12 protein-coding genes are annotated in these 11268 nt (G+C 62.1%); 3 read left to right on the top strand and 9 right to left on the bottom strand.

Going from position 1 to position 11268, the window contains the following annotated elements; translation table 11 throughout:
* Nucleotides 1-48: 48 nt before the first annotated feature.
* Complete coding sequence (locus AC3A6R_RS21305; protein ID WP_487865506.1) at nucleotides 49-426, bottom strand: response regulator transcription factor; 378 nt, start codon at nucleotides 424-426, stop codon at nucleotides 49-51.
* A gap of 350 nt (nucleotides 427-776) precedes the next feature.
* Here AC3A6R_RS21305 and AC3A6R_RS21300 point away from each other — a divergent pair, with 350 nt between their 5' ends.
* Nucleotides 777-1766 carry a LysR family transcriptional regulator gene (locus tag AC3A6R_RS21300; protein WP_487865505.1) on the top strand — a complete coding sequence of 330 codons (990 nt, stop codon included), beginning with the start codon at nucleotides 777-779 and terminating at the stop codon, nucleotides 1764-1766.
* 1 nt (nucleotide 1767) lies between these two features.
* Here the strand turns inward: AC3A6R_RS21300 and AC3A6R_RS21295 are convergent, their stop codons facing one another.
* Nucleotides 1768-2688 carry an AraC family transcriptional regulator gene (locus AC3A6R_RS21295; protein WP_487865504.1) on the bottom strand — a complete coding sequence of 307 codons (921 nt, stop codon included), beginning with the start codon at nucleotides 2686-2688 and terminating at the stop codon, nucleotides 1768-1770.
* Between the two features lie 119 nt (nucleotides 2689-2807).
* Here AC3A6R_RS21295 and AC3A6R_RS21290 point away from each other — a divergent pair, with 119 nt between their 5' ends.
* Complete coding sequence (locus tag AC3A6R_RS21290; RefSeq protein WP_487865503.1) at nucleotides 2808-3788, top strand: oxidoreductase; 981 nt, start codon at nucleotides 2808-2810, stop codon at nucleotides 3786-3788.
* Nucleotides 3789-4045: 257 nt separating this feature from the next.
* Here the strand turns inward: AC3A6R_RS21290 and AC3A6R_RS21285 are convergent, their stop codons facing one another.
* From AC3A6R_RS21285 to AC3A6R_RS21265, 5 genes are all read right to left on the bottom strand, one after another.
* Nucleotides 4046-4540, bottom strand: a complete 495-nt coding sequence (locus AC3A6R_RS21285) for an Ohr family peroxiredoxin (protein ID WP_487865502.1) — start codon at nucleotides 4538-4540, stop codon at nucleotides 4046-4048.
* A 93-nt stretch (nucleotides 4541-4633) separates the two neighbouring features.
* Complete coding sequence (locus AC3A6R_RS21280) at nucleotides 4634-6154, bottom strand: amidase (RefSeq protein WP_487865501.1); 1521 nt, start codon at nucleotides 6152-6154, stop codon at nucleotides 4634-4636.
* Nucleotides 6155-6197: 43 nt separating this feature from the next.
* A complete protein-coding gene (locus AC3A6R_RS21275; RefSeq protein WP_487865500.1) occupies nucleotides 6198-6773 on the bottom strand; it encodes a YceI family protein in 576 nt (191 codons plus the stop codon).
* Between the two features lie 142 nt (nucleotides 6774-6915).
* Complete coding sequence (locus tag AC3A6R_RS21270) at nucleotides 6916-7671, bottom strand: SDR family oxidoreductase (RefSeq protein ID WP_487865499.1); 756 nt, start codon at nucleotides 7669-7671, stop codon at nucleotides 6916-6918.
* A 49-nt stretch (nucleotides 7672-7720) separates the two neighbouring features.
* The gene (locus AC3A6R_RS21265) at nucleotides 7721-8200 is read right to left on the bottom strand and encodes a carboxymuconolactone decarboxylase family protein (RefSeq protein WP_487865498.1); all 480 of its coding nucleotides are present in this window, start codon (nucleotides 8198-8200) and stop codon (nucleotides 7721-7723) included.
* A 288-nt stretch (nucleotides 8201-8488) separates the two neighbouring features.
* Here AC3A6R_RS21265 and AC3A6R_RS21260 point away from each other — a divergent pair, with 288 nt between their 5' ends.
* Nucleotides 8489-8782, top strand: a complete 294-nt coding sequence (locus AC3A6R_RS21260; protein ID WP_487865497.1) for a hypothetical protein — start codon at nucleotides 8489-8491, stop codon at nucleotides 8780-8782.
* A 584-nt stretch (nucleotides 8783-9366) separates the two neighbouring features.
* On the opposite strand, the gene AC3A6R_RS21255 is transcribed toward AC3A6R_RS21260, so the two are convergent.
* The gene (locus AC3A6R_RS21255) at nucleotides 9367-10380 is read right to left on the bottom strand and encodes a LysR family transcriptional regulator (RefSeq protein WP_487865561.1); all 1014 of its coding nucleotides are present in this window, start codon (nucleotides 10378-10380) and stop codon (nucleotides 9367-9369) included.
* 222 nt (nucleotides 10381-10602) lie between these two features.
* Nucleotides 10603-11226: a peroxiredoxin-like family protein gene (locus tag AC3A6R_RS21250; RefSeq protein WP_487865496.1), complete on the bottom strand. Its 624-nt coding sequence runs from the start codon at nucleotides 11224-11226 to the stop codon at nucleotides 10603-10605.
* Nucleotides 11227-11268 lie beyond the last annotated feature (42 nt).

The raw sequence follows: 11268 nt of genomic DNA, 5'->3' as shown, positions 1-11268 counted from the left end.
CTTGTGCGCTTTGGGTCATGGTCGCATAGATCCGGTCAGGCAAACCGCCTAGTCCCTCCCAAGGGCGGTGTTGAGAACGTGCAGCAGTGCGCTTTCGCTGAAAGGCTTGAACAGGCAGTCCACCGCGCCTAGCTCGATCACCAGCGGGCGGATGGATTCGTCGGCGTGTGCGGTGATAAAGACGATGGGCACCGCATGGCCCCGCACCCGCAACTCGCGCTGCAATTCGAGGCCCGAGATGCCCGGCATCGTCACGTCCAGGACCAAGCAGTCGGTCTTGCTGACGAGACCGGACGCCAGGAACTCTTCAGCCGACTCAAAGGTTTCGACAGCAAAGCCAAATTCCTTGAGCAGGTCCGGCAACGACTCGCGCACCGACTGATCGTCGTCGACGACGGAAATGAGTGAGCGAACCACCGCCATCATGAACGCCTCATCGCATGGGCCGAGACACCGGCTCGGTGCTTTCGCCTTAGCATGCCCGCCGTAAATCCTGCCTCCGCTTGCCTGTGGTCTTTGTCCATTCAGGCCCTTTCATCACAGTCGCCAAGCAAGGAGGATGCGCCAGGCGGCTGCGGACGTCCATCACACCTTGGTGTTGGTTTTGCGATGTTGGCCCTTCGGGAGATCGGCTATCGGCGGAGGCAGGTAGTACCTTGGTGTCGCCGACACCAACGTGCAATGGCGGTGGCGCGCGTCCGGCTTTCTGATCGGGGTAGTGCGGAAGACGTCGATTCGGGGCGGCTTCCAAACCGAACCCTCTTCAGAGAGCCACCATGCCCCCACTTCAAGCAAGCCTCTCGGTCGGCAGCGATTCGTCGGCATCGAACTTCACTTCGAGCTATGCGGGCGTCGTCACGTTCATTGCGGTGGCCACCGAGGGCAGTTTCGCGCGGGCGAGCGATCGTCTGGGTGTCGGCCGCTCGGCCGTCAGCCGCAGCGTGCAGAAACTGGAGACCAGCCTTGGCACGCGGCTGTTTCATCGCACCACGCGCGCGACCTCGCTCACCGCCGAAGGCGAACTGTTCTATGCCAGCTGCCGTCCTGGGGTCGAGCAGCTGTCCCAGGCCTTGGACAACATGCGCGAACTGAGAGAAGGCCCGCCGCGCGGCCGACTTCGAATCGGTTCGACGATCGGCTTTGGGCGTAAGGTGGTCGCGCCTTTGCTCATGGGCTTCAGGGAAAGCTATCCCGATATAAATATCGATCTCGTTCTGGACGACAGTCCGATCGATTTTATGCAGGATGGTATTGACTTGTTCTTTCGCGCCGGGCGCCTGGAGGACAGCCAGATAGTTGCCAAGCAGTTGATCCCGATGCAAATGCTGGTGTGTGCGTCGCCTGTCTATGCTCTGGCGCACGGCTTGCCCGAAAGTGTCGAGGAAGTCGTGGACCATCGATGTATCAACTTTCGGCTCGCATCCGGGCGCATGTACGAATGGGAGTTCAAGGTCGGTGGTCTGCCGCACAAACTGCGGCCCGGCGCGCTGTACACCTTCAACGATGCGGACCTGGTGCTGCAGGCAGTGCTTGACGGGCGAGGCATCGCCCAGATGGCGGCCTACCAAGTATGCGACCTGCTGCGCAGCGGAGAACTGGTCGCTTGTCTCAAGCAATACGCGCCCGACGATCGTACGCATTTTCTCTGCTATCAGAGCCGACAGCACCTGCCCGAAAGAATGCGCGTCTTCATCGACTACATTGCAGCCGGCATTCGCGCCCGCGACTTGTCCTGCGCAGCAGATTGCTTCGCTTCACGCAGATGATCTAATGGGCCGTCCGATCGCTCGCGAGATATCTCCGTGGTGCCTGTCCGAACACTCGCTTGAACGCGGTTCCGAAGGCACTTTCCGACGAGTACCCAAAGGAACCGGCGACGTGAGCCACGGTTGCCCCAGGCTTTCGCAACGCACGACACGCCAGGTGCATGCGCCATCGGATCAGATAGTCGAGTGCAGAGACGCCCACCGCCAGCTTGAACTTTGCCGCAAAACTGGATCGCGACATGCTTGCCCGTTGCGCAAGTTCCGAGAGGCGCCACGGATGAACAGGTTCGTCGTGCATGGCCTGCAAGGCCTGCCCGAGACGTCGATCGCCCAGGGCGCCGAGCCAGCCTGGGTGCGGCTGCTCCATGGCGTCCAGGTAGGCGCGGATCAGTTCGATGAAAAGCATCTGCATCGCAAGCCTTGCCTGTGCATCTCTGCCGGGCTCGGTTCCGCCGGCTTCTTTCATCAGATGAGAAAGCAGCCACCGCACGGTTCCTGCACGCCCAGAGTTCGCGCGCAGATGAATGACGTCTGGCAGTGCGTCGGTCAACAGCGGTGCCATCGCTGGGTCGAGCATCATCATTCCGCCCACAACGAAGAAGTCATCGCGCAAGCCGTAGGTTGCAATGCCGTTCGAGGCATTGGCGAAGATTTCAGCTGCGTCTATAGGAATGAGCGCAAGGTCTGTCGCCAGGACGAATGGCCTGCCTCTTGCAAGCATGAAGCAGTCCCCGGCGTGCAGCAGGACGGGAGGCGAGCCGTTCTCGATTTGCAGCCAGGCCTTGCCCTCGATCACCGCATTGAACTTCAAACCCTCGTACGCCGCAACGTGAATCGACCACTGTCCGCCTGCGCGCAAGCCTGTGGAAATCACGCTGCGTCCATCGAGCAGCGTCAGCACGTCAGTGAGCGGATCGGGCATAGAGGTCTGGACTTTCGCAACAGAAGGAGGGCATATGCAGCATAGATATGCGCGGCAGCACGGGGCACAGTCGAGCACTGCAAGGACCAAACTTTTTTGATGAAAGAGAGCGCTACGCCATGGAATCCAATCAAGTGCCCATCGGTACCGGCTTCGACGCGAGTACCACCGCCGAACAAGTCATCGGCATGACCGACCTCCGTGGCAGGACCGCCATCGTCACTGGTGGCTATTCCGGCTTGGGTCTGGAGATGGTTCGCGTTCTCGCACGCGCTGGCGCCCAGGTGATTGTTCCGGCCCGTTCGCCCGAGCGCGCCAGGGCTGCGCTGGCGGGCATGAAAAACGTTGAGCAGGAAGCGCTCGAACTTTCGCAGCCGGGGTCCATCGATGCGTTCGCCGGGCGATTCCTCGCATCCGGCCGCGCGCTGGACATCCTCATCAACAGCGCCGGCATCATGGCGACCCCGCTGGCGCGAGATGGGCGCGGCTACGAATCTCAGTTCTCGACGAACCACCTGGGTCACTTTCAGCTAACCACTAGACTCTGGACGGCGTTGCTGAAAGCAGATGGCGCGCGCGTTGTGTCGATGTCGTCGGGAGGTCATCAGATCGCCGGCATTTGCTTCCGCGACGTCAACTTCGAACGCCGCGCATACGACAAATGGGTGGCATATGGCCAGTCCAAGACGGCCAACGCGCTGTTTGCCGTCGGCCTTGATGCCCTCGGCGCATCCGAAGGCATACGTGCGTTCTCGGTGCATCCCGGATCGGTGCTCGGGCCTCTCGCACGTCATCTGACTCCGGAAGAAATCGCAGCCTTCGGCGTTCACGACGACCAGGGGGACGTGATCGTGGCACCGGAGCGGGATCTGAAAAATCCGCAGCAAGGGGCGGCAACTGCGATCTGGTGCGCCACCAGCGCGCAGCTCGACGGCCGAGGTGGGGTCTATTGCGAAAACTGCGACATCGCGCGCATCAATGTCGCCGGCAACGGCGAACGCGGCGGTGTCAGGCCCTGGGCCGCGGCTCCAGAACTGGCCGATCAGCTGTGGCGGTTGAGCGAAGCACTTACGGGCGCACGCCTGAACGAAGCGCCGTGAAGCCGCGCCGCGACACCCCCGCAGCGAGGCGATGTGCCTTCGGTGATGGCGGCGCCGCATCGCGGATCCGCGCGGCTTCTTGTGATGGGTCACCCGCTCGACTGTGTCAGCTGGTTCAGGCTCTTCGCTGCTACCAGAATCTCCGCTGCTGTCATGGGGCGACTGGCCCGGATATCGGACCAGTGCTCGGCAAGCAGGTTACCGGGCCGCAGCTGGCGAACTTTTTCGGATGTCATGCTGGCGGTGTGACGGTCATCCTATGCCGCCAAGGCCACGATGCTGGAAATGCCGTTTCTGGCCATCTTCGCGTAGGGGCAGATTCTTTCGGTGTTGCGCACCAGCTCTTCTGCCACGTTCTTCTGGATGCCGGGAAGATGAACCCTGACGTCGGCCGTGAGCATAAAAAGCCCGTCTACCGGATCACGGCCAAAGGCCACAGACACCTGGACGCTCGCTTCCTGTATCGCGATCTTCTTCTTCACCGCCAGAAGATTCAAGGCGCCATGGAAGCACGCCGCATAGGCTGCCGCGAACAGCTGCTCCGGATTGGTTCCAGCGCCGTCCCCGCCCGACTCCGTCGGCAGCCGCAGCACCACGTCCAGGGCACCGTCGTCGGAACGCGCGACACCAGAGGCTCGCCCATGCTTGGCTTCTCCGCCGCTGACTGTGACGGTCGTCTTGTAGATCGATTCGAAGCACTGCCCGCGATATTTGTCGAGCAGCGTGACGGGAGGGGGTTGCAACGGGGGCATGGTGAAGATGTTGTTTGTTCTGCTGTTGGAGCGCGGACGGAGCGCGAGCGTGTTTGCAGTATCCACACGAATCCGCCAAACGCCGTGAAGCGCTCAGACAGTTCCCGCAGCGAGCGCGGGATTGTGTACGCCACCTGCATCCTTCGCCCGTTCCAGTGCGAAAGGGTAACTGTGCACCCAAGGTTGGGCGCGCTCGAATTCCGCGCTCGCGGCCAGCACGTCTGCGTCCGCTCGGCGCCGGCCGATTATCTGCAGGCCGACCGGCAACCCGTCCACGAGGCCCGCGGGAACGGATGCGGCAGGATGGCCCGTGAAGTTCGTCAGGTAGGTCAGAGCCCAACCGATCAGCGGATCAACGGCAACGTCTCCTATGCGGCTCGGCCCGATGGTCTGGCCGCGCGCCATGTTCTTTACGGCGAGACAGCCCACGGTCGGCGTCAACAGCAGGTCGACCTTCTTGAATGTCGCCTCGAAGCTGTCGTATACCGAAGTGCGCGTCTCCTGTGCAGCATGGATCTGCGTGAGGGTCATGCCGCGTGCATCTTCGATGCAGTCCAGTACCTCCTGCGGCACCTGGGCCGTCGTCATCAGGTCCAAACCACCTCCCTTGACGGCCTCGAGACTGGCGAGCATGCGTGTGCCGACCAGGCGGCACCAAAGAGCACTGAGCGACTGCTGCGAATGGCGCAAAGGAAAATCGATCAGCGACACTTTGGCCCCGAGCCGCTCGAACACGAGCGCCGCGCGCCCGATGGCATCCGCAACTCGTGGCTCCACCGCGAATCCGCCCAAGTCGAGCGACAGGCCTATGCGCATTCCGGCGACGGAGCGGCGAAGCGGTTCCATCCAGTCGATCGGCGTCGCGACGCTTGTCGGGTCGAAGGAGTCGTAGGTCGCCAGCGCCGAAAGTGCAAGGGCTGCGTCCTCCACGGTGCGCGCGACCGGGCCGTCGTAGACGTAGGGCGCCAAGTGGTCGAAGCCGTTGGGACGAGGCGCCTGCGGAACGACGCCTTGCGAGGGCTGGAAGCCGAATACGCCGCACCAGGAGGCGGGAATGCGGATCGAACCACCGCCATCGTTGGCACCGGCCAGCGCCAGCATGCCGTCGGCAACCGCGGCCGCGCTGCCGCCCGAAGATCCGCCACTGTTACGCGAGAGATCGTATGGGTTGCGCGTGGGCCCGAAGAGTTCGTTGTCGCAGGTGCCGCGAAAGCCCAGGACCGGGCTATTCGTGGCACCCACGATGATGGCTCCTGCGCGCTGCATCCTGTCTGGGAAGAGGCTTGGTGCGACTGCTCGGCTGTTTTTGAGCGCGGGGATGCCACCGATCGTTGCGGGCCACCCGGGGTATTGGCCGAACAGGTCCTTAAAGGCCGTTGGCACGCCAGCGAGCACACCCACGTCTTCGCCGTCGAACAGGCGCTTCTCCAGCCGACGCGCGCTTTTGCGCGCATCGTCCAGCCCGAGGTGTACGAATGCGTTGAGCGCCGGGTTGCGCTCCTCGATGCGATGGACGGCCGCTTCGAGCGCTTCCGACGGGGTGAGCCGTCGAGCTCGGACCAGCCGAGCGGTTTCCGCCGCCGAGAGCGCGTTGATGTCGTTGTAAGAGGTCATCCGGGGGTCCCTGTTTGATGAGGAAAGGAGGGCAGCAGCGAACCTATTCGGTTTTGAGCTCGAAGGCCGCACTGATGATCAGGTTCAGTTCGTCGCCGATCACCGGGAGCGCGGCGGTCACGCCGTAATCGCTGCGGCGGATGCGTCCACGGATGTCGAAGCCGATCGTGTAGACCTGCTTCTTCGGATTGATGCCGGCCCCAACGAAATTCGCATCGAAGGCGACTTCGCGCTTGACGCCATGCAATGAGAGCGTACCGATCACCTGTAGCGTGTTGACCGCCAGAGAGACAGGAGATATCGCCTCGAAGGCAATCAGCGGAAAGCGCTTTGCATCCAGCCAGTCGCCACTGCGCAATTCGTCATCGAGCGTACGGTTGGAGGTCGACACATTGGCCACCGGTACCGACACCGCGAGCCGCGCGATAGCGTTGTTCGCCGACCGCGGAATGTCCAGCGTGCCCTGCGGCCCGGTGAATTCGCCGAAGTAGGTGGAGAAGCCAAAGTGCGAAACGCTGAACAACACCCGAGTGTGCGCGGGATCGACGACGTATTGCCCGCCGCGTATAGCCGCCAGGCTCGTTTCGACAAGGGCTTGAGGTTCGGAGTTTGGGGCCATGTGGTCACCGGAAAAAAGTTGTGTGGAACGGACCGCTCGTGAAAAACGGCCGCCTCCGCCTCCGCCGCACGGCACGCGCCTGCCCAGGGGACGCCCGGGGGTCAGCAGGTGCGCACAGTCGGAACTGGTGGAGGCGAGTTTCTCAGTGCGCCGCCTTGGGCAGCGCGAACCAAGATTCGAAACTCAATGTGCCGATGCGCGCATTGGCGCTGGGTAACAGCGTGTCGTCGTCCAGTTCGGCACCGAAGTAGCGTGCATGCACGTCCTGGACAACCGATCGAGGATCCTCGATGGCGATGAGATAGCGTTGCACGAGGTCAGACAGGCGAGCGCGCTCGGGACCTGCAATCTCGACCACGTTGTTGACCGGTGTGCCAATGGTGTAGTCCGCCACCGCGATTGCCACGTCGTCCGAAGCGATTGGCTGCACGAAGGCGGGCGAGAGGCGCACCGTGTTGCCGTCTGTGCCCGATTGCGCTATGCCGCCGAGGAACTCTAGAAATTGCGTCGAGTGGACGATCGTGTACGGGATCTTCGATGCGCGGATAAGTTTTTCCTGCGCGATCTTGCCGCGAAAGTAGCCGCTTTCGGAGAGTCGGTCGGTTCCGACGACCGACAGCGCGACGTGGTGCTCGACACCGGCTGCGGCTTCGGCCGCAAGCAGGTTGCGCCCCGAGGTCTCGAAGAACTCGAGCACGGCTTTGTCCTCGAACGATGGCGAATTCGCCACGTCCAGGACGACCTGTGTGCCTTCGAGCACTTCGGCCAAGCCTTCACCGGTGATGGTGTTGACGCCCGATGCAGGCGACGCGGCGACGACCTCGTGGCCGCCTTCACGTAGCCTGTTGACGACCTTGGAGCCGATGAGGCCTGAGCCGCCGATGACAACGATCTTCATGATGGGTTCCTTTTGGCCTCGCATGGGCCGGATGAATGACGATGGGGAATCAGCCGAGGTTTGCCTTGCCGAGGCCGAAGACCTCGTCGGAGGAGCCTGGCACGGTCCGGAAGGCGATGTTCAGTCGACTCCATGCATTGGTAGACATCACCAGGAACGTGAGGTCGGAGATTTCCTTTTCCGACAATTGCGTGCGCACGCGGTCAAAGATGTCGTCGGAAACACCTTGCTCAGGCAGCTTTGTCAGGACTTCGGTCCAGGCCAATGCAGCGCGCTCCCGCGGAATGAACAGCGTGGAATCGCGCCAGGTCGCCAGATGCATCAGACGCAACTCGCGCTCGCCCTGGATCTTGGCCTGCTTGACGTGCATGTCCAGGCAAAAGGTGCAGCCGTTGAGCTGCGCCGTGCGGATCGACACAAGGTTGCGTATTGGCTCTTCGATGTCCCCTTCCTTGATGGCGTTGAGGAATTCGACGAACCTCTTAAAAGGCTCCGGAGACTGCTGGATGTAGTTGACGCGTTGGGTCATGAACGACTCCTTGGAGAGGGCGGATGCCGTGAGGCTCAGAGCGGCTGAGCTACCCGTTTGCGGGAACCGCGGAAACAGGAGCTAGCGTAGGTTTGAGGCCGAGCGAGCGGTAGCCATGCACGAGGCCTCACAGTGTTGTCCGGTGCGCACCAATCGCGAGTGCTAACGCGGGCGCGGAGTGTTTCCGCAAAGGCATCAATCACGCGTCCAGTTGCACGACAGGGCAGCATAGAATTTTTTGGCCCTCTGCTGTCGCGAGGTGCATTCCCTTAACTTCAAGGATTTCAAATGTTTAAGTACCTCGCAGTCATGACCGCCGCCATGTTGGTGACCAGCGCCTTCGCTCAGTCTTCAGAACGTCAGCCAATCACCGACAGCAAGCCACAGATGCGCGCTCAGGCCAAAGTAGCGGCCAAGCCGGCAGGCAAGGTGGCAGCACCCGCGGGGGATATCGCAAAGACACCGGAGGGAGGCGCTATCGGTACCGACACGGCTGCCGTTGCCGGGGAGAAACGTCATGCGTCGCGCGACACTCGCAAGCCCAACCGCCGTAAGCCTGTGCCCGGCGGAACGCCTGAGTGATTCGCCACCCGTGAAGGCACAAGCGGTTATTCAGGGTGTTTGCTCGGAGAAGTTTCGAAAGACTAGAGTTCGCCAAATGCTCAATCGATTCAAACTCCAAATCGATGAGAACCCAAACTGAGGTACCTACGCCCTCTTCGATGCTTGTCGACATTACTTAACTTGGTGCCGATGCATCAGAAGCCGCCGAGACGCATGGTGTCAGTGCGGTCCACCCGAGATTGGTGGGCTTCTAATTGGCCAATGGCGGGGCAGGCCTGCCGGACAGTCCTCTAGCGGGTGTTGGCCGAGGACGGCATGTCGTTCCGCTGCGGGTGTTCGGTAAGGCATGCCTCGAACCTGGCACCGGCCGATGTTCATCAGGGCCTATCGACCGCAAGCGCGGGCGAGCTCGAGCGTTTTCATACGGCCTGCGCTGCGCGAGTGGGAGTGCGACCGCACTGACGCGAAACCAGACCAGCGACGCCAAGCCTCGCAGCTGTGAACCTACATCCAAGCTGGCATCGACGGCACCATGGCATCAGCCTGGCGACACCAGTCGCGCTTCTCTCGATTCCTCGAAACAACCGCTTGGAACATTACCGCTAGGCCCTCAGACCTTCCACGGCGCCCAACTCCGAGGCCTCTGACGAGCAGTCGAAGTTGAGTGCCCGCGTCGCTGCCGTCATGTGGTCGATGAACACGCGGATGCGTGACGGCAGCTGCTGGCGGCTCAGGTAGCAGATGTAATGGCCGCGGTCGTCCGGTGCATACTGCGCAAGGCAGGTAACCAGGTGGCCCTGCCGTACAAGCTCGCACACTTGGTAAGCTGCCATCTGAGCAAGACCTCGGCCCTGCAGTACGGCGTCGAGCACAAGCTCTTCGTCGTTGAAACTACTCGTTGCGCGCGGCAGCATCTTCTGCGTGATGCCCGCGACCTTGAATTCCCATTCGCAGACCCGCCCCGAAGCGAGCCGGAAATTGATGCACGAATGGCTCGCAATTTCCTCGACGCTTGCCGGCAGGCCGTGCGCCTTCGCATAGGCCGGCGAGGCGCACAACAGCATCTGCATCGGAATCAGTTGCTTGGCGACGACCTGGCTGTCTTCCATGCGCCCAGCGCAAAACGACACGTCGACGCGGTCCGAAGTGAAGTCGGCGAATGTGTCGTTGAGCACCAGCTCCAGCGCAATGTTCGGATAGGCTGCATGAAAGCCCTTGAGCAGCGGCGCCACGACCTTGCGGCCGAAGCCCACGGTAGAGCAAATTCTCAGCTGCCCACTTGGCGGTCCTTGACGCATTTCGCGCATGTCCTCCAACGCGTTGACGATGTGCTCCACACCCGGGTGACAGTTGGCATAGAAGCGCTCGCCCTCGATGGTCAATGTGGTGCTTCGAGTGGTACGGCTGAAGAGCCGCGCGTCCAACTGTTCTTCCAGCTTCTGCACGCTTCGGCTGATTGCAGATCGGCCGACGCCGAGCCGGTCTGCGGCCTTCGCGAAACTGCCTTCCGCCACCACGGCCATGAATGCGACTACCCCGGCGTAGCTTGTCGTGAAACTCGTTGCAAGAGAATCGCCCCTCGTCGCCGCTGATGCGGGGTCAGCACCGTCGCTCATGCGGCGCACCACGTCGGTGCGTATTGCGGACCCTCTGGGGGCATCGGCTTTCAGGGCGTCCCATAGAGAGGGCGTCGGTTTGACAGCAGGGTCGTTCGCGCCCGGAATGGCGGGTAAGGCGCCATTCATACAGTTCTGGCTGGTGTTGTCCATGTTCTTAAGACGTTTGACCGGTCCTTCCTGTGACAAGCCGCTGGCTTTTAGGTCCTCGCGGCGGCCGCGCTAGGTGCCGATGTCCGGTGCGCGCTCGCGGTCCCCCACCAATTGAGCGATGACACCGATCACGTCGCCCGGCTCGGCCCTCTGCCGGATGTCTTCCTCGATGTGTGCGAACCGAATGCGGCCTTGCTCGTCGATCACGTAGGTCGCGGGAACCGGCAGTACCCAAAGGCCGTTTCCGTTCAGCACCGGAATGTCGGTGCCGACCGACCCATAGAAACTGACGAGTTCGGGAGGCAGTGTGAATGCGAGGTCGAAGCCGTTGGCGGCCTCTAGGTCCGAATCGCTGAGCACGGTGAACGTGAGATTGTTGTCCTGCGCTGTCTCCAGGGAGTGGTCCGGTGTCTGTGGAGAGATGGCCAGGAGTGTGGCGCCCAGCCGCGCGAGTTCGCCTGCTTGCCGTTGCCAGGCGCGGAGTTGGAGATCGCAATAGGCGCACCAGCCGCCGCGGAAGAAGACCAGAACGAGTGGCCCCTTTTGCCACACGTCGGAAAGTCGCACACGATGCCCCCCTGCGTCGGGCAAGGTCACGTCGGGCGCTAGATCGCCAGCGCGCTTGGCCCGGGCAGCGACGCCCGTGGCGTCGAAGACGGCATCAGCGATGTCATTGTGTTCGAAAGTCAACAAGTTTGGGCTCATGGGAACTCCGTGACGGAATAGGGCAGTGAG

The organism is Variovorax sp. Soil_C_19, assembly GCF_057657255.1.
This window is presented reverse-complemented; position numbering and strand designations above follow the sequence as displayed.

Bases quoted from the DNA above. Each gene is read 5' to 3' on its own strand.
- AC3A6R_RS21285 (WP_487865502.1), bottom strand. From the start codon at position 4,540: ATGCCCCCGTTGCAACCCCCTCCCGTCACGCTGCTCGACAAATATCGC.
- AC3A6R_RS21280 (WP_487865501.1), bottom strand. From the start codon at position 6,154: ATGACCTCTTACAACGACATCAACGCGCTCTCGGCGGCGGAAACCGCT.
- AC3A6R_RS21290 (WP_487865503.1), top strand. From the start codon at position 2,808: ATGGAATCCAATCAAGTGCCCATCGGTACCGGCTTCGACGCGAGTACC.
- AC3A6R_RS21265 (WP_487865498.1), bottom strand. From the start codon at position 8,200: ATGACCCAACGCGTCAACTACATCCAGCAGTCTCCGGAGCCTTTTAAG.
- AC3A6R_RS21260 (WP_487865497.1), top strand. From the start codon at position 8,489: ATGTTTAAGTACCTCGCAGTCATGACCGCCGCCATGTTGGTGACCAGC.
- AC3A6R_RS21275 (WP_487865500.1), bottom strand. From the start codon at position 6,773: ATGGCCCCAAACTCCGAACCTCAAGCCCTTGTCGAAACGAGCCTGGCG.
- AC3A6R_RS21305 (WP_487865506.1), bottom strand. From the start codon at position 426: ATGATGGCGGTGGTTCGCTCACTCATTTCCGTCGTCGACGACGATCAG.
- AC3A6R_RS21270 (WP_487865499.1), bottom strand. From the start codon at position 7,671: ATGAAGATCGTTGTCATCGGCGGCTCAGGCCTCATCGGCTCCAAGGTC.
- AC3A6R_RS21295 (WP_487865504.1), bottom strand. From the start codon at position 2,688: ATGCCCGATCCGCTCACTGACGTGCTGACGCTGCTCGATGGACGCAGC.
- AC3A6R_RS21300 (WP_487865505.1), top strand. From the start codon at position 777: ATGCCCCCACTTCAAGCAAGCCTCTCGGTCGGCAGCGATTCGTCGGCA.
- AC3A6R_RS21255 (WP_487865561.1), bottom strand. From the start codon at position 10,380: ATGAGCGACGGTGCTGACCCCGCATCAGCGGCGACGAGGGGCGATTCT.